This is a genomic window from Streptomyces sichuanensis, assembly GCF_020328095.1.
Lineage (GTDB): Bacteria > Actinomycetota > Actinomycetes > Streptomycetales > Streptomycetaceae > Streptomyces > Streptomyces cinnamoneus.
In genome coordinates this window covers 54860-77486 of record NZ_JAIXMK010000016.1, presented here as the reverse complement: position 1 = coordinate 77486, position 22627 = coordinate 54860, and the positions used below count along the sequence as shown (strand labels likewise).

19 protein-coding genes and 1 pseudogene are annotated in these 22627 nt (G+C 74.2%); 14 read left to right on the top strand and 6 right to left on the bottom strand.

Going from position 1 to position 22627, the window contains the following annotated elements:
- The first annotated feature begins 65 nt into the window (after positions 1-65).
- Both LE181_RS08280 and LE181_RS32185 read left to right on the top strand, forming a co-directional pair.
- Positions 66-1007, top strand: a complete 942-nt coding sequence (locus LE181_RS08280) for a ParB/RepB/Spo0J family partition protein (RefSeq protein ID WP_225660541.1) — start codon at positions 66-68, stop codon at positions 1005-1007.
- Positions 1008-1102: 95 nt separating this feature from the next.
- Positions 1103-1966 (top strand): AfsR/SARP family transcriptional regulator, encoded by an 864-nt coding sequence (locus LE181_RS32185; protein WP_263868607.1) that lies wholly within the window; start codon positions 1103-1105, stop codon positions 1964-1966.
- Positions 1967-1973: 7 nt separating this feature from the next.
- Here the strand turns inward: LE181_RS32185 and LE181_RS08270 are convergent, their stop codons facing one another.
- On the bottom strand, positions 1974-3476 hold the full coding sequence (locus LE181_RS08270) for an SDR family NAD(P)-dependent oxidoreductase (protein WP_225660540.1): 1503 nt from the start codon (positions 3474-3476) through the stop codon (positions 1974-1976).
- A 343-nt stretch (positions 3477-3819) separates the two neighbouring features.
- On the opposite strand from LE181_RS08270, the gene LE181_RS08265 reads away from it, so the two are divergent.
- A complete protein-coding gene (locus LE181_RS08265) occupies positions 3820-4056 on the top strand; it encodes a chaplin (RefSeq protein ID WP_225660539.1) in 237 nt (78 codons plus the stop codon).
- A gap of 68 nt (positions 4057-4124) precedes the next feature.
- On the opposite strand, the gene LE181_RS08260 is transcribed toward LE181_RS08265, so the two are convergent.
- Both LE181_RS08260 and LE181_RS08255 read right to left on the bottom strand, forming a co-directional pair.
- The gene (locus tag LE181_RS08260) at positions 4125-4322 is read right to left on the bottom strand and encodes a hypothetical protein (RefSeq protein ID WP_225660538.1); all 198 of its coding nucleotides are present in this window, start codon (positions 4320-4322) and stop codon (positions 4125-4127) included.
- 80 nt (positions 4323-4402) lie between these two features.
- Complete coding sequence (locus LE181_RS08255; RefSeq protein WP_225660537.1) at positions 4403-5191, bottom strand: sigma-70 family RNA polymerase sigma factor; 789 nt, start codon at positions 5189-5191, stop codon at positions 4403-4405.
- Between the two features lie 366 nt (positions 5192-5557).
- Between LE181_RS08255 and LE181_RS08250 the strand changes: the two genes are divergently transcribed.
- From LE181_RS08250 to LE181_RS08235, 4 genes and pseudogenes are all read left to right on the top strand, one after another.
- Positions 5558-6559: a LacI family DNA-binding transcriptional regulator gene (locus tag LE181_RS08250; protein WP_225660536.1), complete on the top strand. Its 1002-nt coding sequence runs from the start codon at positions 5558-5560 to the stop codon at positions 6557-6559.
- A 19-nt stretch (positions 6560-6578) separates the two neighbouring features.
- Entirely contained in the window at positions 6579-8183 is a 1605-nt protein-coding gene (locus LE181_RS08245; protein ID WP_225660535.1) for a sugar ABC transporter ATP-binding protein, read from the top strand.
- Positions 8173-10064, top strand: a pseudogene (locus LE181_RS08240) (ABC transporter permease/substrate-binding protein). The gene LE181_RS08245 and the pseudogene LE181_RS08240 overlap by 11 nt, the downstream one beginning before the upstream one ends.
- 7 nt (positions 10065-10071) lie before the next feature.
- Positions 10072-10953 (top strand): ribokinase, encoded by an 882-nt coding sequence (locus LE181_RS08235; protein ID WP_372458287.1) that lies wholly within the window; start codon positions 10072-10074, stop codon positions 10951-10953.
- A 644-nt stretch (positions 10954-11597) separates the two neighbouring features.
- Here LE181_RS08235 and alaS read toward each other — a convergent pair.
- Positions 11598-14249 (bottom strand): alanine--tRNA ligase, encoded by a 2652-nt coding sequence (gene alaS, locus LE181_RS08230; RefSeq protein ID WP_225660533.1) that lies wholly within the window; start codon positions 14247-14249, stop codon positions 11598-11600.
- A gap of 12 nt (positions 14250-14261) precedes the next feature.
- On the bottom strand, positions 14262-15317 hold the full coding sequence (tsaD, locus tag LE181_RS08225) for a tRNA (adenosine(37)-N6)-threonylcarbamoyltransferase complex transferase subunit TsaD (RefSeq protein WP_225660604.1): 1056 nt from the start codon (positions 15315-15317) through the stop codon (positions 14262-14264).
- Positions 15318-15459: 142 nt separating this feature from the next.
- On the opposite strand from tsaD, the gene cbiE reads away from it, so the two are divergent.
- The 4 genes from cbiE to LE181_RS08205 all read left to right on the top strand — a co-directional run bounded on the left by cbiE (position 15460) and on the right by LE181_RS08205 (position 19910).
- Complete coding sequence (gene cbiE / locus LE181_RS08220) at positions 15460-16692, top strand: precorrin-6y C5,15-methyltransferase (decarboxylating) subunit CbiE (RefSeq protein WP_225660532.1); 1233 nt, start codon at positions 15460-15462, stop codon at positions 16690-16692.
- A 190-nt stretch (positions 16693-16882) separates the two neighbouring features.
- Positions 16883-17668 carry a precorrin-4 C(11)-methyltransferase gene (gene cobM, locus LE181_RS08215; RefSeq protein WP_225660531.1) on the top strand — a complete coding sequence of 262 codons (786 nt, stop codon included), beginning with the start codon at positions 16883-16885 and terminating at the stop codon, positions 17666-17668.
- 44 nt (positions 17669-17712) lie between these two features.
- The gene (locus LE181_RS08210) at positions 17713-18561 is read left to right on the top strand and encodes a MerR family transcriptional regulator (RefSeq protein WP_225660530.1); all 849 of its coding nucleotides are present in this window, start codon (positions 17713-17715) and stop codon (positions 18559-18561) included.
- A 110-nt stretch (positions 18562-18671) separates the two neighbouring features.
- Positions 18672-19910, top strand: a complete 1239-nt coding sequence (locus LE181_RS08205; protein ID WP_225660529.1) for a serine hydrolase domain-containing protein — start codon at positions 18672-18674, stop codon at positions 19908-19910.
- A gap of 16 nt (positions 19911-19926) precedes the next feature.
- Here LE181_RS08205 and LE181_RS08200 read toward each other — a convergent pair whose 3' ends face one another.
- A complete protein-coding gene (locus LE181_RS08200; protein WP_225660528.1) occupies positions 19927-21090 on the bottom strand; it encodes a cobalt-precorrin-5B (C(1))-methyltransferase in 1164 nt (387 codons plus the stop codon).
- 84 nt (positions 21091-21174) lie between these two features.
- Between LE181_RS08200 and LE181_RS08195 the strand changes: the two genes are divergently transcribed.
- From LE181_RS08195 to LE181_RS08185, 3 genes are all read left to right on the top strand, one after another.
- Positions 21175-21933, top strand: coding sequence for a cobalt-precorrin-6A reductase (locus tag LE181_RS08195; RefSeq protein WP_225660527.1), 759 nt, complete (start codon positions 21175-21177; stop codon positions 21931-21933).
- Positions 21934-22005: 72 nt separating this feature from the next.
- Positions 22006-22365, top strand: coding sequence for a hypothetical protein (locus LE181_RS08190; RefSeq protein ID WP_225660526.1), 360 nt, complete (start codon positions 22006-22008; stop codon positions 22363-22365).
- Complete coding sequence (locus tag LE181_RS08185; protein WP_225660525.1) at positions 22358-22627, top strand: hypothetical protein; 270 nt, start codon at positions 22358-22360, stop codon at positions 22625-22627. The genes LE181_RS08190 and LE181_RS08185 overlap by 8 nt, the downstream gene beginning before the upstream one ends.

Genomic DNA, 22627 nt, shown 5'->3' with positions numbered 1-22627 from the left:
TCGGAGGGGGTGTCGTGACGGTTCCGGAGCCGGAACAGCAACGGACCGTTGTGCTCCCTCTCCACGTGCTCTCGCCCTCGGACTCCCCGAGGGTGGCGGGCGAGGACCCGTTGCACATCCAGGCGCTCGCGCGGCTGGAGGCACCACTGCCGCCCATCGTCGTGCACCGCACCACGCTGCGGGTCGTCGATGGCATGCACCGGCTGCGAGCCGCTCGTCTACGGGGGGATGAGCGGATCGCAGTCCGGTTCTTCGACGGCAGCCCGGAGGACGCCTTCGTCCTCGCGGTCACCAGCAACACCCGTGACGGCCTGCCACTCACCCAGGCCGACCGCACCGCCGCCGCGGAGCGCATCATCCGCAGCCACCCGCACTGGTCGGACCGGCTCATCGCCTCCGCCGCGGGCCTGGCCGCCAGCACGGTCGCCGCCCTGCGCAGGCGCTCCACCGGCACCGCCCCGCAGATCACCGCCCGCACCGGCCGCGACGGCCGGGTCCGCCCGCTCAACGCGGCGGAGGGCCGCCGCCGGGCGGGCGAACTCATCGCCGCCAAACCCGAGGCCAGCCTGCGGGAGATCGCCGACGGCGCCGGCATCGCCATCGGCACCGCACGCGACGTGCGCCTGCGCCTGCTGCAGGGACGCGACCCGGTGCCGAAGAAGCTCCGCGACGCCGAGAGCCGCCTGCGCGACGACGCCGGGACGTGCGCCCGGCCCGGCGCCGCGCCGCAGCCGGCCGTCCCCACGGCTCCTCCCGCCCCGGTGACCGGCGCGGCGGGCGAGGAACCGGCCCTGCTCAGGCTCCGCAAGGACCCCTCCCTCCGCTTCTCCGAGGACGGCCGGTTCCTGCTGCACCTGCTGAGCGCCCACGCCGTGGGCAGCGAGACGTGGCACCGGCTGCTCGACGCCGTGCCCGCCCACCGCCGCACGGCGGTGGCGCAGGCCGCCCGGCACTGCGGCGAATCGTGGCTGCGCTTCGCGAGCGAGCTGGAACGACGGGCCGTATGACGCCCCGTCGGCTCTTACGGACAGTCCGCGGGCGCACGGCCGCGCGGGACATCGACGGTGCGCGGCGTCCGCCGCGGATACGGGGGCAGCAGGCAATGCGCACGACGACGGCCGCGACCACGGCCCGCCCCACCCCGGCGGCGCTCGCCTTCACACTGCTGGGCCCGGTGACGGCGACGGTCCACGGCCGGCCCGTCCCCCTCGACGGCCGCCGCCAGCGCGTCGTCCTCTCCCTGCTCGTACTGGCCCACGGCCGCACCGTCCCCCTCGACGACCTCGTCGAGGCCGTCTGGGGAGACCGGCCCCCGCTCTCCGCCCGCACCCAGCTCGCCCTGTGCGTCAGAGCCCTGCGCAAGGCGTTCCGCACCGCCGGGCACCCGGGCCCCGTCATCCTCACCGCACCCCGGGGCTACCGGCTGCGCACCGAGTGCACCGACGTCGACGTGCGGACCTTCGACACCCTGGTCACCGCCGCCGACGAGGCCGCCGCCGAGGGCGAGCAGGACGAGGCCGGCGCCCGCTACGTCCGGGCCCTGGACCTGTGGCGCGGACCCGCCCTGGAAGGGGTGGGCGGCCGGGTGACGGAGGAGCGCGCCGCCCGTCTGGAGGAGCGGCGGCTGGCCGCGTACGAGGCTTTGCTGGGCATCGGCGAGGCCCAGGTGGCGGCGGGCCTCTTCGACGAGGGGGAGGCCACCCTGCTCGAAGCGCTGCGCGTCGCCGACGGCACCGGCGACCCGGTGCTGATCGCCGAGGTGAACCTGGTGCTCGGGGGCTTCTGCCGGATGCTCCGCCGCAGCCTGCGCGCCGAGCGCCACCTCGCCGTCGCCCACCGGGCCTTCCGCCGGACCGGCTCGGTCCGGGGGGAGGCCCAGGTGGCGGTGGAGAGGGCCCTGCTGACGGAGACGGCGGCGGGCCGGGGGGACGCGCTCGACCTGGTCCCCCGGCAGGCCGGGCGCTGAGCCGCTCCTACCAGTCGGACCTGCGGTAGTCCTTCAGGAAGCAGCCGTACAGGTCCTCGCCCTGCTCGCCCCGGACGATCGGGTCGTAGACGCGGGCCGCGCCGTCGACGAGGTCGAGGGGGGCGTGGAAGCCCGCGGCGGCGAGCCGGACCTTGTCCGGGTGCGGCCGCTCGTCCGTGATCCAGCCGGTGTCGACGCTGGTCATGAGGATGCCGTCGGACTCGAACATCTCCTGGGCGCTGGTGCGGGTGAGCATGTTCAGCGCGGCCTTGGCCATGTTGGTGTGCGGGTGGCCGGCGCCCTTGTAGCCGCGGCTGAAGACGCCCTCCATGGCGGAGACGTTGACGACGTACTTGCGGCGGGCCGGGGAGGCCGCCATCGCCGGGCGCAGCCGGCTGACCAGCACGAACGGTGCCGTCACATTGCACAGCTGCACTTCGAGCAGCTCGACGGGGTCGACCTCGCTGACGGTCTGGATCCAGCTGTTGGTGGCGTCCAGGTCCGGGACGAGCCCGCCGGCGTCGATGGCCGTGCCGGCCTCGACGCGCGCGAGGGAGGCGGAGCCGCTGGTGAGGGCGAGCTCGGTGAGGGCCTGCGGGGTGAGGGCGTCGTGCGCGCCGGACGAGGGGGCGGGCAGTGCGGCCTGGGCGCCGCTGCCGAAGGCGCCGAAGACCTCGGAGGCCGGGAGCTCGCCGGCGGGCAGCGGCGCGGCCTCGGCGGCCACGAGCTCGCGGTAGGCGGCGTTGCTGCGGCGGACGGTCTGGGCCGCGTTGTTGATGATGATGTCGAGCGGGCCCTCGGCGCTGACCGAGTCGGCCAGGGCGACGACCTGGGCCGGGTCGCGCAGGTCGATGCCGACGACCTTGAGCCGGTGCAGCCAGTCCGCGCTGTCCTCCATCGCCTTGAAGCGGCGGATGGCGTCGTTGGGGAAGCGCGTGGTGATCGTGGTGTGCGCGCCGTCGCGCAGCAGCCGCAGCGCGATGTACATGCCGATCTTCGCGCGGCCACCGGTGAGCAGCGCGCGCCGCCCGGTGAGGTCCGTGCGCGCGTCCCGGCGGCCCCGGCTCTCGGCCGCGCAGGGCTGGCACAGCTGGTGGTAGAAGGAGTCGACCTCGGTGTAGCGGCTCTTGCAGATGTAGCAGGAGCGGGGGCGCTCCAGGATGCCGACGATCTGGGTGGAGGCCGTGGCGGCCAGGGGTATGCCCGCGGTCTCGTCGTCGATGCGGTCGGCGGCGCCCGTGGCGGTGGCCTCGGTGACGGCCCGGTCGTGAGCGGTCTTGGCGGCCCGGCGGTCCTGGCGGCGGCGCTGCTTCACCGTCCGGTAGATCCCGGCGGTGGCACGGCGGACCGTGATCGCGTCGGGGTGGTCGACCGGCAGCCGGTCGAGCTCTTCGAGGACGCTCAGGCAGACGGCCATGCGCTCGGGGTCGATGCCCGGCCCGTCCGGGGCGGTGCCGGGGGCGTCCGACAGGTGGCCTGCACCGTCGAGGTTGTGTTCAGTGACGGTCATGGCCGCTGCTGTTTCCAGTCCGTTTGTTCGATAAGGGTTCCAGGAAACTGTACGTAGAGGGGTGCGGCAGCGCCAAACCCGTTTTTTCGGGGCGCCGGGCCGGGCCGTGCGCCGGGCGGCCGCCGGCGGTACCCCCTGCGGCGGCGGGGACATCCGTTCCGGCCCGTCCCGTCGTCCGGGCGATGCGGGGAACGGTGGGGGCCGGCCGTCCCAAACCCCGGGCATCACATACGACTTATTGGCCTTTCCGGGTTAATTCCCGCTTTCTTGCACCATATTGGCCAAACTCCTCCTGAAACGCCGGTCACAATTGCCTCTCAACACCCCTTAGAAAGGTTTAGCCATGTCGCGTATCGCCAAGGCAGCCGTCCTGACCGCCGCCGTCGGCACCGTCGTCGCCGGAGCCGGCATCGCCACCGCGGACTCCGGCGCCCAGGGTGCGGCCGTCGGCTCCCCCGGTGTCATCTCCGGCAACGTCATTCAGGTGCCGATCCACGTGCCGATCAACCTCTGCGGCAACTCGATCGACATCATCGCTCTGCTGAACCCGACCTTCGGCAACACCTGCATCAACGACTGAGTCACACCCCCAGAGCGCGCGCGTCAACAGCCGGATGCGCGCGTACTGCGCGGGGCGGAGGGTCACAGTCAGCCGCCGGAACCCTCCCCCGCGCGCTCGTGGCGCCCATCGACCTCCTGATGGGCGCCACTGCCGTTCCCGGACGCCGCCCCCCGGCCCTCGGTCTCGGAACCGCCCGCCGGCCGGCCGTGCGGGGCCCCGGGGAGGTCGGGCACCTCGACGATGGGCGGCAGGTCAGGGGTCAGATGCGTGTGGTGTGCGGTCATGGTGATGCGCCTGCCCTCCATCGCGGGGACGGAACGAGGATCGAACGGTGACGGCCGGTTCCTCTGCCCGAGGGCAGGGGTCACGCCGCCGCCAGCAGCTGCCGGCGCAGATGGGCGCAGGTGCGGCTGAGGATGCGGGAGATCTGCATCTGGGAGACCCCCAGGCGCGCGCCGATCTGCTGCTGGGTGAGATTGCCGAAGAAACGCCAGTACAGGACGTACCGCTCGCGTTCGGTCAGCGCGTCCAGCAGCGGTTTGAGGGACTGCCGGTCGATCACCAGCTCCAGTGCGCGGTCGGGGAGCCCGAGCGTCTCGGCGAGCGGGAGGTCGTCGGCGCCGGCGATCGGATGGTCGAGGGAGAGGGTGTGGTGCACGCCGTCGGCGTGCAGGCCGCGCCGCACTTCCTCCTCGGAGAGCCCGGCCTCGGCGGCGAGCTCGGCCGCGGTGACGTGCGTGCCGGCGTCGCGCTGCTCCAGCCGGGTGCGGGCGGCGCGGACGGCGGCCCGCAACTCCTGGTCCCTGCGCGGTATGTGCAGCGACCACACGTGATCGCGCACATGGCGCTTGAGCTCCCCGGTGATGGTGGGGATGGCGAAGGACTCGAACGCGCACCCGAGCCGGGGATCGAAGCGGTCGACGGCGTGCACGAGGGCCAGGGCGGCCACCTGCCGCAGGTCGGCGGGGCTCTCGCCGCACTTGCGGAACCGCACGCTGACGCGCTCGGCCATGGGCAGCCAGGCGCCGATGATCTCCTGCCGCAGCCGGTCGCGTTCCGGGCCGTGGGGGAGTGCGGTCAGGCGCAGGAAGAGGTGCAGGGTGTCGGGCGAGTCGCAGTCGCGCCCGCGGGGGCAAGGCGTTGTCTCAGCCATGGTCGCAGCTGTCCCCTCGTTCGTGCGTCAAGGACGCCAAGGAGTGCCGGATGCCTGCCGGCCGGAGCACTTTCCGGAGCACCGTGCCGCGGTGCGTCCGCCCGGGCCCCGCGTACGGGCGGGCCGGTGCCTCGGGGCCGCGCCGGCGCGGAGCCGGCCACGGTCGTCCCAGCATGACCCGGCACCCCGCTTCCCGCGACTCGGAGCGTGTGAGTGCTCACACAGAGCGAGACGGCCGGTGCCGTCCCGCCGCCCTGTGACGGACGTCACCTGATCGGCGCCTTGACCCCCATTCCGTGTAATCGATTACCTGATCACTGAGAAATCGATTACATCCGTCTGTCCCCGAGCGGCCCGGAGATCGCCGTGACGAACATCAAGGACGTGGCCGAGCGTGCCGGCGTGTCCGTCGCCACCGTCTCCCGCGTGCTCAACGGCCGCTCTCCCGTGGCCGAGACCCGCGAGCGGGTCCTCGCCGCCGTCGCAGAGCTCGGCTACCGCCCCAACGTCGTCGCCCGCGCCCTGCGCACCGCCCGCACCCGCACCCTCGGCCTCGTCATCAGCGACCTGCGCAACCCGTTCTTCACCGAGCTCGCCGACGCCGTCGAGCAGGAGGCCCGGCGGCTCGGCTACAGCCTGATCATCGGCAACGCCGGCGAGAGCCCGGAGCAGCAGGACGACTACATCCGCACCCTGCTCGACCGGCGCATCGACGGACTGATGGTCAGCTCCGCCGGCACCGGCTCCGCCATGCTCGGCGAAGTCGTCGCCTCCGACACGCCCCTGGTCCTCCTCGACCGTGCCGTCCCCGGCGTCGCCGCCCCCTGCGTCCGGGCGGAGGGCCGCACCGCACTGACCGAACTGGCCGCCCACCTCGCCGCGTCGGGCCGGCGCCGGCCGGCCGTGATCGTGGCACCCGCCGGCACCCCGACCGGCGACGAGCGCCTGGACCTCTTCCGGACGGCCCTGGCCGGACACGGCATCGAGCTGCCCCCCGAGCGCATCGCGGAGTCACCGGACCCGAGCCCCGCCGGCGGCCGGCGCATGATGCGCACCCTGCTCGACCTGTCCGAAGCCCCCGACGCCGTCCTCGCCACGGACAACCTGATGGCCCTGGGCGCCATGGACGAGATCCGCGAGCGCGGCCTGCGCGTCCCCGCCGACCTGGCCCTCGTGGCCTTCGACGACGTCGCCTGGTTCGCCCACCTCGACCCGCCGCTCACCGCCATCGCCCAGCCCACGCGCGAGCTGGGCCGGGCGGCCGTGCACGCCCTGCTGGAGCGGATCGAAGGACGCCCAGCCGACTCCGTGCTGCTGCCCGCCCGGCTCGTCCGCCGCCGCTCCTGCGGCGAACCGTCCACCCGCTGACCGACGAGAGGGGCAGCGCATGACCGACACCGACGCCGACGCCGGCGACGACGTCCGCGGCCGTGCACCGGTGCGCAACGAGCTGCTGCGCATCGAAGGAGCCGCCAAGTCCTTCCCCGGCGTACGGGCGCTGGACGGCGTGGACCTGAGCCTGCGCGCGGGCGAGGTGCACGTCCTGCTCGGGGAGAACGGCGCGGGCAAGAGCACGCTCATCAAGATGCTCTCCGGCGTCCACCGCCCCGACGAGGGCCGCATCCTGAGGGACGGACGGGAGGTGACCATCCGCTCCGCGCAGGACGCCGAAAGGCTGGGCATCGCCACCATCCACCAGGAGTTCAACCTCGTCCCCGGCCTCACCGTCGCCGAGAACCTCTTCCTGGGCCGCCAGCCGCGCACCCGCCTCGGCCTGATCGACAAGCGCACCCTGCACGCGCGCGCCACCGCGCTGCTGCGCCGCGTCCGCCTGGACGCGTCCCCCGCCACACCGGTCCGCGAACTGGGCATCGCCCAGCTGCAGATGGTGGAGATAGCCAAGGCGCTGAGCCTGGACGCCCGCGTCCTGATCATGGACGAGCCGACCGCCGTCCTCACCTCCGGCGAAGTGGAGACGCTCTTCGGCATCGTGCGCGGCCTGCGCGCGAGCGGCGTCGGCGTCCTCTTCATCACCCACCACCTGCCCGAGATCGCCGCCCTCGGCGACCGGGTCACCGTCCTGCGCGACGGCCGCTCGGTGGCCGAGGTGCCCGCTTCGGCCGGCGAGGACGAGCTGATCCGCCTCATGGTGGGCCGCGACATCGCCGAGCAGTACCCCCGGGACCGCCCCCACGCCCCCGGCGCGCCCCTGCTGCGCGTCCGCGGCCTGACCCGGGCCGGCGGCGCCAGGGGCCCCGTCTTCCAGGACGTCGCCTTCGACGTCCGGGCCGGCGAGGTCGTGGCACTCGCCGGGCTGGTCGGGGCGGGGCGCACGGAGGTGGCACGCGCGGTCTTCGGCGCCGACCGGTACGACGCGGGGACGGTCGAGGTCGACGGCAGACCCCTGGCCCGGGGCGACGTACGGGCCGCGATGCGGGCCGGCCTCGGGCTCGTACCGGAGGACCGCAAGAACCAGGGGCTGGTGCTCGACGCCTCGTTGCAGGACAACCTCACCCTGGCCCGGCTGCACCGCGACACCCGCGCCGGGCTCGTCGACCGGCGGGCGCAGCGGCGCGAGGCCGCCGAGGTCGCCGCGCGGCTGAAGGTCCGCACCACCGGGCTGGACCAGAGCGCCCGCACCCTGTCCGGCGGCAACCAGCAGAAGATCGTCATCGGCAAGTGGCTGCTGGCCGGCGTCCGCCTGCTCATCCTCGACGAACCCACGCGCGGCATCGACGTCGGCGCCAAGGTCGAGATCTACCGCCTCGTCAACGAGCTGACGGCGGCCGGCTGCGCGGTGCTGATGATCTCCAGCGACCTCCCGGAGGTGCTCGGCATGAGCGACCGGGTGCTGGTGATGGCACAGGGCCGGCTCGTCGGGGAGCTGGCGGGCGGGGCGGCGACCCAGGACGCGGTGATGGAGCTGGCCGTCCGGCCGGCCCACGGGAACACGAACGACCAGAGCGCGATGGAGGGCTCCGATGTCGGCTGAGGTGCTTCGGGCGCCCGGGACCACCTCCGGGCAGTGGTTCAGGGCAGCGGTGCTGCGCAACGGCCCGCTGGGCGGCCTCGTCGCCCTGGTCGTGGTGATGGCCGCCCTGTCCCGCGACTTCCTGAACGGGCGGAACCTGCTCAACGTCGGCGTCCAGGCGTCGGTGACCGCGATCCTCGCCTTCGGCGTGACGTTCGTCATCGTGTCGGCCGGCATCGACCTGTCCGTCGGCTCGGTGGCCGCCCTCTCGGCGACGGTCGCGGCCTGGGCGGCGACGCGCGAGGGCCTGCCGGTGTGGCTCGCCCTGCTCCTCGGCCTCGCCGTCGGCGCCGCGGCGGGCCTGCTGTCGGGCGCCCTCGTCGCCTACGGCAGACTGCCCGCCTTCATCGCCACGCTCGCGATGCTCTCGGTGGCCCGGGGCCTGGCCCTGGTCGTCTCGGGCGGCTCGCCGATCGCCTTCCCCGCGTCGCTGGGCGGGCTGGGCGACACGCTCGGAGGATGGCTGCCGGTGCCCGTCCTGGTGATGGCCGCCATGGGCCTGCTGGCGGCGCTGGTCCTGGCCCGCACGTACACGGGCCGGGCGATGTTCGCGATCGGCGGCAACGAGGAGGCGGCCCGGCTCTCCGGCATCGACGTCAGGCGCCGCAAGCTCGTCGTCTACGCGCTGTCGGGGCTCTTCGCGGCCGTCGCCGGCATCGTCCTGGCCGCCCGGCTGACCTCGGCCCAGCCGCAGGCCGCGGCCGGCTACGAACTGGACGCCATCGCCGCCGTGGTGATCGGCGGCGCCAGCCTGTCGGGCGGTTCCGGAAAGGCGTCCGGCACCCTCATCGGCGCACTGATCCTCGCCGTGCTGCGCAACGGGCTCAACCTGCTGAGCGTCTCGGCGTTCTGGCAGCAGGTCGCCACGGGCCTGGTCATCGCGGTGGCCGTGCTGCTGGACACGCTGCGTCGCCGGAGCACGCGATGAGGGCGCGCGGGGGCGTCCTGGCCGCAGCGGCACTGATCGCGCCGCTCGCCCTCGGCGGCTGCGACCGCGGAGGGCACACGGACCTGGGCCTGGCGCTGTCCACCATGAACAACCCCTTCTTCGTGGGCATCAAGCAGGGCGCCCAGGCGGAGGCGAAGGCCCGCGGACTGAAGATCAACATCACGGACGCGCAGAACGACCCCATCCAGCAGCTGAACCAGATGGAGACGTTCACCGGCCAGAACGTCAAGGCGGCCGTCATCAACCCCGTCGACTCCGACGCCGCCGTCCCCGCGGTGGGGGTGGCCAACCGGGCCGGCGTACCGGTGATCTCCATCGACCGCGGGGTCAACGGCGGCACGGTCGGCTCGACCATCGCCTCCGACAACGTCGAGGGCGGCCGGCTGGCGGCCCGGACGCTCGCGGAGTCGCTCGGCGGCCGGGGCAAGGTGGCCTTCCTGGAGGGCCGGCCCGGCACGTCGGCCGCGCGCGAGCGCGGCAAGGGCTTCGAGGAGGGCATCAGGGCCTACCCGGGCATCGAGGTCGTCGCCCGCCAGCCCGCGGACTTCGACCGCACCAAGGGCATGGACGTCATGGCCAACGTGCTCCAGGCCCACGGCGACGTCGGCGGCGTCTTCGCGGCGAACGACGAGATGGCGCTGGGCGCGTCGAAGGCGCTCGGCGCCCGGTCGGGGAAGGACGTGCGGGTGGTGGCGTTCGACGGCACGCCCGACGGCATCGCGGCCGTGCGCCGCGGCACCCTGACCGCGACGGTCGCCCAGCAGCCCCGGCTGCTGGGCCGGCAGGCCGTGGAGTGGGCGGTGAAGGCGTCCCGGGGTGAGAAGCTGCCGGAGCGGGTGAAGGTACCGGTGGTCCTGGTGACCGGGGAGAACGCGGCGGAGTTCGATGGGTGACACGAGCATGTACGACGTACTGGTGATCGGTTCCGCCAACGCGGACCTGACGGTCCGGGTCGCCCGGCGCCCGGGCCCGGGCGAGACCGTCCACGGCACGGACCTGACCGAGTCGCCCGGCGGCAAGGGCGCCAACCAGGCCGCGGCGGCGGCCCGCCTCGGCGCCCGCACGGCCCTGCTGGCGCGGGTCGGTGACGACGCGTACGCGGAGCTGCTGCTGGACGCGCAGCGCGCCGCGGGTACGGACGTGCGGCACGTCCTGGTGGAGCGGGGCGCCCGGACGGGCACCGCGATGATCGTCGTCGGCCCGGACGGGGACAACACGATCGTCGTCTCACCCGGCGCCAACGCCCGTCTCACCCCCGCCGATGTGACGGCGGCCCGCGAGGTGATCGCCGCCTCGGCGGTGGTCTCCCTGCAGCTCGAAGTACCGCCGGAGACGGTCCGCGCCGCGGCCGGGGCGGCCGCGGAGACCGGCGCCCGGGTCGTGCTCAACCCCTCGCCCGTACCGGACGCGCTCGACGCCCCGCTGCTGGCGGCGGCGGACCCACTGGTCGTCAACGAGCACGAGGCCCGCCGGCTGTCGGGCGTCCCCGACGGCGATCCCCCGACGTGGGCCCGCGCGCTGCGCGAGCGGGGCGCCCGGTCGGTGGTCGTCACGCTGGGCGGCGAGGGCGCGCTGGTCCTCGACGCCGGGGGCACGGTGCGGGTGCCGGGCATCGCGGTGGAGGCGGTCGACACGACGGGAGCGGGCGACGCGTTCACCGCCGCGCTGTGCGTACGGCTGGCGGCGGGGGAACCGCTCGCGGAAGCGGCCCGCTTCGCGGTACGCGTCGGCGCAGCGGCGGTGACCCGCCCCGGGGCACAACCGGAACTGGTCCTCCCGTAACGGGGCGGGTGCGCTTCGACGGTGCCTGCCCGGCCGCCCGGGGCGGGTTGGGCACCGCCGGTCAGGTGGACGGTACCTGGTAGCGGTGGCGGCGGAGGGGGCTTCCCGGGCCGGGGCACTGGCCGGGACCGGGGCCTCTGTCCCGTCGCCGCGGCGGGCGACGAGCGTGGCGCGGTCCGGGGCCGGGCGTCGGTCGGGTGGGTGACGGGCGATGGTCGTTGCGGCGGTGCGCTGGGCCCCGTTGGGGGCCGTTGGCTGTCTGCGTGCGGTCGGCTGGGCGGTTGCCGGGACCGGGGCCTATCGCGTCGCTGCGGCGGGTGGCGTGGTCCCGGGCTGGGCGTCGGTCGGGTGGGTGACGGGCGATGGTCGTTGCGGCGGTGCGCTGGGCCCCGTTGGGGGCCGTTGGCTGTCTGCGTGCGGTCGGCTGGGCGGTTGCCGGGACCGGGGCCTATCGCGTCGCTGCGGCGGGTGGCGTGGTCCCGGGCTGGGCGTCGGTCGGGTGGGTGACGGGCGATGGTCGTTGCGGCGGTGTCCTGGGTCCTGTTCGGGGCCGTTGGCTGTCTGCGTGCGGGCGGCCGTGGTGCGGCTGCCGGACCGGGGCCTCTTCCGTCGCCGCGGCGCGTAGCGAGCGGCCCCGGCAGGGGTCAGTGGAGGTCGGCGGCCTGGGTGCGGATCGTCGTGAGTGCGTCCGGCAGGGCGGTTGCCGGGATGCCGCCGCCCTGGGCGATGTCCTGGTTGCCGCCGCCGCGGCCGGCGAGGGCGGACTTCACCAGCGTCGCGGCCGACAGCCCCGCGGCCCGGGCCGCCGCGTTGAGGGCGACCGTCAGGACCGCCTTGCCGTCGTCGGTCTCCGCGCCGATCGCCACCACGCCCGGCCGGGCGTCCGGCAGGCGGTCGCGGACGGCCAGGGCAAGGGCGCGGGCGTCCGCGTCGGCCGTCGACGTGACCACGAGCGTGCCGCCCAGGTCCTCCGCCGCCGCGGCCAGTTCCGCCGCCCGGGCCAGTGCCGCTCGGCGGCGCAGCTCCTCCGCCTGCTGGTCGGCGGCCTTGAGCCGGTCGAGGAGGCCGGCCACCCGCTCGGGCAACTGCGCCCGCGGCGCCTGCAACTGCTCGGCCAGCCGGGACACCAGGTCGCGCTCGCGCGCCAGGTAGCCGAAGCCCTCGAAGCCGACGGCGGCCTCCAGCCGCCGCATGCCGGCCCCCACCGACGACTCGGCCGTCAACGCCACCACGCCCACCTGCGCGGCGCGTTCCACGTGCGTGCCGCCGCACAGCTCGCGCGACCACGCCCCGCCGATCTCGACGACCCGCACCCGCTCGCCGTAGGTCTCGCCGAACAGTGCCAGCGCGCCGATCTCCTTGGCCTCCGGCAGCGTCATCCAGCGCACGTCGACGGGCAGGTCCCGGCGCAGCGCCCGGTTCGCGGCCTCCTCGACCTCGCTGCGCGCGGCCGGCCCCAGCGCGCCGCGCCAGGGGAAGTCCAGCCGCAGGTAGCCGGGCCGGTTGTACGAACCGGCCTGCAGGGCCGTCGGGCCGAGCACCTGCCGCAGTGCCGCGTGCAGCACGTGCGTACCGGAGTGCGCCTGCCGGGCGCCCAGCCGCCACTCCGGGTCGACGGCGGCCCGTACCGCGTCGCCCACGGCCAGCTCGCCGGCCGTCACCCGGACCTGATGGACGACCAGCCCCGGCAGTGGCCGCTGCACGTCGAGCACCTCGGCCTCCACCGAGGCCCCGGTGAGGGCACCGGCGTCGCTGTCCTGGCCGCCGGACTCGGCGTAGAAGGGCGTCCGGTCCAGGACGGCGGTGGCGATCCCGCCGGTACGCACGGACGTCACCGGGCCGGCCGGGCCCAGCAGGGCCAGCACCCGCGACTCCGTCTCCAGCGTGTCGTACGCCTGCCAGTCGGTCGGCCCGTGGGCGCCCAGCACCGCCCGCAGCGCCGAGGTGTCGAGCGCGCCGCCCGACTTGCGGGCCCGGGCGTCGGCGCGGGCGCGTTCCCGCTGCTCGGCCATGAGGGCGGTGAAGCCCTCGCGGTCGACCTCGACGCCCTGTTCCTCGGCCATCTCCAGGGTCAGGTCGATGGGGAAGCCGTAGGTGTCGTGCAGCAGGAACGCCTGCTTGCCCGGCAGCAGGTGGCCGCCGCGCGCCTTGACGTCCGCGACCGCCGTGTCCAGCACGGTCGTGCCCTGCCGCAGCGTCGACCGGAAGGCGTCTTCCTCGGCGTACGCCTGCTGGGAGATGCGGCCGAACTCCTCGGCCACTTCCGGGTAGCTGTGCTTCATGCAGTCCCGCGCGGCCGGCAGCAGCTCGGGCAGCGCGGGGTCCTGGTACCCCAGCAGCCGCACGGAGCGCACGGCCCGGCGCAGGATGCGCCGGAGCACGTACCCGCGCCCCTCGTTGCCGGGCGCCGTGCCGTCGGCCAGCAGCATCAGCGCCGTCCGCACGTGGTCGGCCACGACCCGCAGCCGCACGTCCGCCTCGTGGTCGGCGCCGTACCGCACACCGGTCAGTTCCGCGGCCCGGTCCAGGACGGGCCGCGTCTCGTCGATCTCGTACAGGTTGTCGACACCCTGCAGAAGCGTGGCCATGCGCTCCAGGCCCATGCCCGTGTCGATGTTGCGGCGCGGCAGCTCGCCCAGGAGCGGATAGCCGCTCTTGCCGGCGCCCTCACCCCGCTCGTACTGCATGAAGACCAGGTTCCAGAACTCCATGTACCGGTCCTCGTCCACGGCCGGCCCGCCCGCGCGGCCGAGGGCCGGCCCCCGGTCGTAGTAGAGCTCGGAGCAGGGACCGCACGGCCCCGGCACGCCCATGGACCAGAAGTTGTCCTCGTCGCCCCGGCGCACGATCCGCTCCTCGGGCAGCCCCGCGACGCGCCGCCACAGTTCGGCGGCCTCGTCGTCGGAGTGATGGACGGTGGCCCAGATCCGCTCCGGATCGAGCCCGTAGCCACCGTCCTCGACGGCGGAGACGGACAACTCCCAGGCGAAGGCGATGGCCTCCTCCTTGAAGTAGTCCCCGAACGAGAAGTTCCCGTTCATCTGGAAGAACGAGCCGTGCCGCGTGGTCTTGCCGACCTCTTCGATGTCCAGCGTCCGCACGCACTTCTGCACGCTGGTCGCGCGCGGCCACGGCGGCGACGCCTCGCCGGTCAGGTACGGCTTGAACGGCACCATGCCGGCGTTGACGAACAGCAGCGTGGGGTCGGGGGTCGGCAGGGGCGCGCTGGGCACCACGGTGTGGCCGCGCGTGGCGAAGAAGTCGAGGAAGCGGCTGCGGATGTCGGCGGTTCGCACAGGGGACTCCGATCAGGCGGCGCGGACGATGCGGGTCACGGGGTGGAGCGCCGCGTACTCCAGGGGCGCGGACGGGTCGATGGACACGTCGAGCGGCGCGGGTTCGGCTCCCGCCCGCACCAGCAGGTCACCGACGGCGGCGATCATCGCGCCGTTGTCGGTGCACAGCCGCAGCGGCGGCACGCGCAGCTCGATGCCCGCAGCATCGCAGCGCTCCTGGGCCAGCGCCCGCACCCGCGTGTTCGCGGCCACGCCGCCGACGACCACCAGGGTGCCCACGCCGTGCTCCCGGCACGCGCCGACGGCCTTGCGGGTGAGCACATCGGCCACGGCCTCCTGCAGCGAGGCGGCCCCGTCCGCGACGGGCAGGGGCCGCCCGGCCGCCCGGTGCTGCTCGGCCCACCGGGCGGCGGCCGTCTTCAGCCCCGAGAAGGAGAAGGCGTACGGATCGTCCCGCGGCCCGGTCAGCGGCCGCGGCAAGGCCACCGCACGCGGATCCCCCTCACGGGCCGCCCGGTCGACCGCCGGACCACCGGGATAGGGCAGCCCGAAGACGCGGGCCACCTTGTCGAAGCACTCACCGGCAGCGTCGTCGAGGGTGTCCCCGAGGTGGACGATCGGATCCCGCGCCAGGTCCCGGACGAGCAGCAGCGAGGTGTGCCCGCCGGAGACGATCAGCACCACGCAGGGGTCCGGCAGCGGCCCGTGCTCCAGCGTGTCGGCGGCCACGTGCCCGGCGAGATGATGCACACCGTACAGAGGAACACCCAAGGAGTAGGCCAGCCCCTTCGCCGCGGCGACGCCGACCTGCAGGGCACCGGACAGCCCGGGCCCGGTGGTCACGGCGACGGCCCCGATGTCGGCCATGGACAACCCGGCGTCGTCCAACGCCGCCCGCACCACGGGAGCGGCCGAGTGGACGTGCGCCCGCGCCGCGATCTCCGGGACGACGCCCCCGTACCGGGCGTGCTCGTCCATGCTGGATGCCACCGCGTGACCCAGCAGCTTCCCGTCCCGGACGAGACCGGCGCCGGTCTCGTCGCAGGACGACTCGATACCCAGCACCACCGCTGAACGCCTCACGAACGCGCCTCCTGCCATGAATCAGTAGTTGCAAATACTACGCAACAAGGATCCGCCCGTCGTGCCGTAGCCGCAGGTCAGTAGAGTTCCGGTGCCCCCCGTACGCCGCGAACACTGAGGTACGCCCGTGAGCCCCGCCCCCGTGACGGTCGTAGGAATCGGTGCCGACGGCTGGCCCGGCCTGGCCCCCACCTCCCGGGAGGCGCTGCGCACGGCCGAAGTGATCATCGGCGGCCCCCGCCAGCTGGACCTGTTGCCGCCCGAGTGCCCGGGCGAACGCATCGCCTGGCCCTCGCCGCTGCGCCCGGCCGTACCGGGCCTGCTGGCCGCGCACGCCGACCGGCGCGTGTGCGTACTGGCCAGCGGGGACCCCATGTTCTACGGCATCGGCGGCACACTGGCCGAAGTGGCCGGCGCCGACCGGCTCCACGTGCTGCCGCACCCGTCGTCGGCGTCGTACGCCTGCGCGCGACTGGGCTGGCCGCTCCAGGACATCGAGGTGCTGAGCCTCGTGGGCCGCCCGTTGGAGGCGCTCTCCGCGGCCCTGTACGAGGGCCGCCGTCTCCTCCTGCTCAGCGCGGGCGCGGACACACCGGCCGAGGTGGCCGCCGTGCTCCGCGACCGAGGCTACGGCCCGAGCCGGATGACGGTACTGGAACAATTGGGCGGCAACGACGAAAACCGTCTCGATGGCACCGCACACGCATGGCCCCACCCCCCGGCCGCCAGGCTGAACGTCATAGCGGTCGAGTGCCACCGCGCCCCGGAAGCCCTCCGCCTCCCCCTGACCCCCGGCCTCCCGGACGAGGCGTTCGAACACGACGGCCAGCTGACGAAGCGCCACGTACGGGCGGCGACGCTCGCCGCGCTCGCTCCGGCGCCCGGCGAACTGCTGTGGGACGTCGGCGGCGGCTCGGGCTCGATCGGCATCGAATGGATGCGGGCGCATTCCGCCTGCCGCGCCGTCACGGTCGAACGGAGCCCGCTCCGGGCCGAGCGCATCGCCCGCAACGCGAACGCCCTGGGCGTCCCGGCCCTCCAGGTCGTGACGGGCGCGGCCCCGGCGGCCCTCGCAGATCTGCCCGCCCCCGACGCGATCTTCATCGGTGGCGGCCTGACGGCACCGGGCCTGCTGCAAGCCTGCTGGGACGCCCTGCCACCGGGAGCGAGGTTGGTGGCCAACACGGTCACCCTGGAATCCGAGGCGCTCCTGACGGACTGGTACCGCCGCCACGGCGGAGAGCTGACGCGCCTCGCGATCGCGCACGCCGTGCCCGTGGGCGGCTTCACGGGCTGGCGCCAGGCGATGCCGGTGACGCAGTGGTCGGTGGTCAAGTCCGGCCCGCAGCCGCCGGGCTGACCGGAGGGGCCGGGGGCGGGGTGGGCCCTGGCAGGGGGCGTAAGGGTTATGTGCGGCGGCTGTCGGGGCACGCTCGACGGCTGACGGGGGCCGTACATAATCCAGCCCCAGAAGGGCCCGCCCACCCCGCCCCCGGTCCCGCCCCCCGACGCACAGAACGCACGCACCCACGCACCCCAGGAGCCCGACCATGACCGTGTACTTCATCGGCGCCGGCCCGGGCGCGGCCGACCTCATCACGGTCCGCGGCGCCAGGACCCTCGCCCGCTGCACCGTCTGCCTCTACGCCGGCAGCCTCGTCCCCCGGGAACTCCTCGACGAGTGCCCGCCCGACGCCCGCCTCGTCGACACCGCCCGCCTCGACCTGGACGACATCACCGCAGAGTTCGTCCGCGCCCACGAAGCCGGCCACGACGTGGCGCGCCTGCACTCCGGCGACCCCGCCGTCTTCAGCGCCGTCGCCGAGCAGATGCGCCGCCTGGACGCGCTGGGCATCCCCTACGAGATCGTCCCCGGCGTCCCCGCCTTCGCCGCCGCCGCGGCGGCCCTCGGCCGCGAACTGACCGTGCCGACCGTCGGCCAGACCGTCATCCTCACCCGCGTCGCCCAGCGGGCCACCCCCATGCCCCCCGGCGAGGACCTCGCCACCCTCGGCCGCAGCGGCGCCCTGATGGTCCTCCACCTCGCCGCCCGCCACGCCGACCGCGTCGTCGCCGAACTGCTCCCGCACTACGGCGCCGACTGCCCCGCCGCCGTCGTCGCCATGGCCAGCCGCCCCGACGAGCTCGTCCTGCGCGGCACGCTCGCCGACATCGCCCAGCAGGTGAGGGCGGCGGGCGTCGTCCGCACCGCCGTCATCGTCGTCGGCCGCACCCTCGCGGCCGAGCAGTTCCCCGACAGCTTCCTCTACTCGGCCGAACGGGACCGGGACAGCTGCGGCCGCACGGTCCCGGACCAGGACCCGACGAGCAGCTGACCGCTTGACCCTCACACCGTGTCAGGCCGTGGACTGAACCCACCATGTTCACCATCGGAGACTTCGCCCGCCACGGCCGGGTGTCCGTCCGCATGCTGCGCCACTACGACGCCATCGGACTGCTGCGCCCGGCCCGTGTCGACCCGTTCAGCGGCTACCGCTTCTACGAGGCCGGACAGCTCGCCCGTCTCAACCGCGTCATCGCCCTCAAGGACCTCGGATTCACCCTCCAGCAGGTCCAGGCGATCGTGGACGAGGAGGTGAGCGCCGAGGAGCTGCGCGGGATGCTGCGGCTGCGCCGCGCAGAGCTGGAGGCCGCCGCCGCGGCGGCCACGACCCGGCTGGCGCAGGTCGAGGCGAGGCTCCGCACGATCGAGAGCGAGGGACGGATGAGCACCCACGACGTGGTGGTCAAGAGCGTGCCGGCGGTCCGGGTGGCCCGGCTGAGCACACGGGTGGCGAGCTTCGGCCCGGAGGACATCGGGCCCGTCGCCGGACCGCTGTTCGACGAGTTGTGCCGCCGGCTGGCGGCCGCGGGCGTGACACCGACGGGACCGGGCGTCCAGCACTACGAGGACGCCCCGGACGGCGGCGGGATCGTCGTCCACGTCGCCTTCCCGGTCGGCGCGGCCGCCCACGGCGAGGACGGTGGCGAGGACCGTGGCGAGGACTTCGAGGTCGTCGACCTGCCGGCCGTGCCCACGGTGGCCACCGTCGTCCACCACGGCTCCATGGACGACATCGTGCCCACCGCCCAGACCTTGGCCCGCTGGATCGACGCCAACGGCTACCGCTCGACGGGCTACGCGCGCGAGGTGTACCTCGCGTACGGCGAGGGCGACCCTGCGGGATGGGTGACGGAGATTCAGGAGCCGGTGACAGAAGCGGGATGATCCGGCCGAGCCCGGATGTGTGATCGGTCATAGCCCCACCCCCCACCCTGTGCTCACCTTGGAATGACCATGAGGCGGCCGACCTGGCCGCGCATTCCAAGGGGGGAATCATGCCGAAGCGCACAACCCGTACCCGCGGCAGGCTGGCCGCGCTCGCCGCGACCGCCGTGGCCGTGGCCGTGGCCGTGGCCGGCGGAACGGCCGTGGCCGGCCCGGCCGGCGCCGCGACGGGAGCGGAGGAGCCGGCCGGCACCCGTGCCGCGACGCAGCGGGCCCTGGACGGCCTGGTCGCGGCCGGGATGCCGGGCGTCGCCGCCGAGACCCGTACGCCCGGGGGGAAGTGGTTCGGTTCGTCCGGCTACGCGGACACCGGCACCCAGCGCAAGCGGACCGCCGACGACCACTTCCGGGCGGGCAGCATCACCAAGACGTTCGTGGCCACCACGCTCCTCCAGCTCGAAGCGGAGGGGAAGCTGAGCCTGGACGACTCGGTGGAGCGCCGGCTGCCGGGCGTCGTGAAGGGCAACGGCTACGACGCCAACAAGATCACGATCCGTCAGCTCCTCAACCACACCAGCGGTGTGCACGACATGGTGTACACCCCGGAGTGGGACAAGGACATGAACGGCCCCGGCTTCTTCGAGCACCGCTACGACGTCAAGACCCCGCAGGAGGTCATCGCGTACGGGCTGAAGTACGGGCCCGACTTCGAGCCGGGCAAGGGCTGGAACTACTCCAACACCGGCTTCGTCCTCGCCGGCATGGTCATCGAGAAGGTGACCGGCAAGCCGTACGCGAGCGAGATCGAGCGCCGCATCGTCAAGCCGCTGGGCCTGAAGGAGACGACGTTCCCGGGCACCGACCCGAAGCTGCCGGCCCCGCACCCGGTGGGCTACTCCAAGCTCTACGTCCAGAACCCCGGCCCGGAGATCCACGACGCCACCGAGTACCGCCCCTCCTGGTCCGGTGCGACGGGCGAGGTCGTCAGCACCAGCGGCGACCTGAACCGCTTCTACGGCGCGCTGCTGCAGGGCAAGCTGTTGCCGCGCAAGCAGCTGGACGCGATGCTCACGACGGTGGAGACGGGCCAGCACTTCCGGTACGGCCTGGGGATCATGTCGCGCAAGCTCACCTGCGGCACCACGGTGTGGGGTCACGACGGCGTGGTCTGGGGCTCGCTGTCCGGAGCCGCCGTGACCCGCGACGGCAGGAACGCGCTCACCTTCAACATCAACGGCGACTGGCTGGAGCAGTCCCCGCCCTTCGAGAACATGTTCGAGGGTGCGTTCTGCGGCACGACGGCGAAGACGCCCGGGAAGCCGGCGGCGCTCGGCCCGCTGAACCGCTGAACGCAGCCTGAAGAGGTCAAACCCCCCGAGGCTCCGCCCGCCCCACGATGAGACCCGCGCGGTCGATGCAGATGACGTCGACCGCGACGGGCGCGCCGCGCAGCACTGCCAGGGCCTCGTCGCGGGCGGTCGCGGCGACGAGGTCGCCGAGGGGGACGCCGGCGGCCTCGCACAGGCGCAGGGCCTCCAGCCCGGTGTTGGCGTCGGTGACGGCGGCGGCGAGGGCGTCGTCGCCACCGCCGTGGCGGGCAAGTCCGGCGAGGAACGCCTTGTTCACCTGTGAGCGGCCCGAGTGCAGGTCGAGGTGGCCGGCCGCCAGCTTGGAGAGCTTGGCGAAGCCGCCGGCGATGGTGAGCCGGTCCACGGGGTGCCGGCGGATGTACTTGAGCACGGCCCCGGCGAAGTCGCCCATGTCGAGCAGCGCGTCCTCGGGGAGTCCGTGCACGGCGACCGCGACCTTCTCGGACGTCGCGCCCGTGCAGCCCGCCACATGGGTACGGCCGGCGGCACGGGCCACGTCGACGCCGCGCCGGATGCTGTCGATCCAGGCGGAGCAGGAGTAGGGGACGACGATGCCGGTGGTGCCGAGGATGGAGATGCCGCCGAGGATGCCCAGGCGCGGGTTCCAGGTGGAGCGGGCGATCTCCTCGCCGTGATCGACGGCGATCTCGATCTCGACGTCGCCGGTGCCGCCGTGCCGGGCGGCGACCTCGGCGACGTGGTCGCGCATCATCTGCCGGGGCACGGGGTTGATGGCGGGTTCGCCCACGTCCAGCGGCAGCCCCGGCCGGGTGACCGTGCCGACGCCGGGGCCGGCCCGGAAGACGACGCCGGAGCCGGCGGGCAGGATCCGTACGGTGGCGCGGATGAGCGCCCCGTGCGTGACGTCGGGGTCGTCGCCGGCGTCCTTGACTATGGCGGCCATGGCCCGCCCGTCACCCGCCTCCTCGGCGGCGAGCGCGAAGGAGGGCGTCTGTCCCTTGGGCAGCGTGATCGTCACGGGGTCGGGGAACTCGCCGGTGAGCAGCGCGGTGTACGCGGCGGTGGTGGCGGCGGTGGCGCAGGCGCCCGTCGTCCAGCCGTGCCGGAGCCCGGTGTGCTGCAGCTGTGCGGTGCGCCCGCCGACGGCCTGGCCGGCCGGGGCGCCCGCTCCCGCCGCGTCGGCGGCGACCTCGGTCACGAGGACCTCCGGGCGCGGCCGTACGCTGGGGCTTCCCGCCGCGACGGCCCGGCGGGCCGGGCACAGTACAACGAGAGGCACCTGGTGAGCGCCACGCGCCACGTCCTGATCCTCGGCGGCACGACCGAGGCCCGCCGCCTGGCGGACACCCTCGCCGCCGACGCCGCGCTGCGGGTGACGAGCTCGCTCGCCGGTCGCGTCGCCGCACCGCGGCTGCCGGCCGGGCAGGTGCGGATCGGGGGCTTCGGCGGGCCCGAGGGCCTCGCCCGCTGGCTGCGCGAGCAGCAGGTGGACGCGCTCATCGACGCCACCCATCCTTTCGCCGGCACGATCAGTTTCAACGCGGCACGGGCGGCCGCCGCCGTCCATGTTCCCCTGCTGGCCGTCCGCAGACCCGGCTGGGTGGCGGGCCCGGGCGACGACTGGCACCCGGTGGCCTCACTGGCCGAGGCGGCGGACGCGCTGCCCGCGCTGGGGGAGCGGGTCTTCCTGACCACGGGCAGGATGGGCCTGGCGGCCTTCGCGCACCTTGAGGATAGGTGGTTCCTGGTCCGCTCCGTGGACGCCCCCGAGCCGCCCATGCCCCCGCACACGGAGGTCCTGCTGGACCGCGGCCCGTTCACGGTCGAAGGCGAGGCGGACCTGCTGCGCCGCCACCGGATCGACGTCCTGGTGACGAAGGACAGCGGCGCGGCGGCGACGTCCGCGAAACTGACCGCGGCCCGCGAGGCGGGCATCCCGGTCGTGGTGGTCCGGCGGCCGGCGGTGCCGGAGGGGGTGCCCGAGGCGGCGGGACCGCAGGAAGCGGCCGCGTGGGTACGAGAGGTCCTGGACGGACGGTGACCGCGTGGGTTCCGGTCCGGCGCCGGGGGGTGAGCCGGTACGGTGCGAGGAGCGCCTGAGGACGGAGGACCCATGACCGCACAGCACGCCGAAGAACCTGCCGAGCTCGTTCCGCGGCCGGAGATGACGTTCCCGGCGCTGCGCGCCGCGCTGGCCCGCGTCGCGTCCTCCCGCCTCGCGGAGTTCCAGGCGGACCGTGATTCCGCGTTCACCGCGGCCACTCAGCACGCCTCCTTCAACCCGATCCGTATGTTCCAGGTCAAGTGGGCGACCGAAATCGAGATCGAGCGCAGGCCGGCCCTGGCCGCTCGGTACCGAGCAGCCCTGGACGGCGCGAACACCTTCGACCGCGACGACCCCAGGTGGCGTGCGGCCATGGACGCATGCATGGCCGTCCGGAACGAGGCTCGTGCTGCGGTGACCGGTGACTGAGGCGTGGGCGTGGGAGTACGACCCTGACCCCCGATACGTCATCGGCGGCATCGACAACCTCGCCTTCATCGCGAGGGTCGAGGAGCGGGCCGACGAACTGGTCCGTGCGGCTGCAGCGCTCTACCTGGACGGGGCGAAGTACACCGGTACCTCGCCCCGCCTGCAGGAGGAGACCATCGACGCGTCGGGGATGTTCGTGTATCAGGTCGTGCCCCGCCACCAGCGGGTCTACATCCGCCAGGTCTCCTTCCTCGGACTGTGA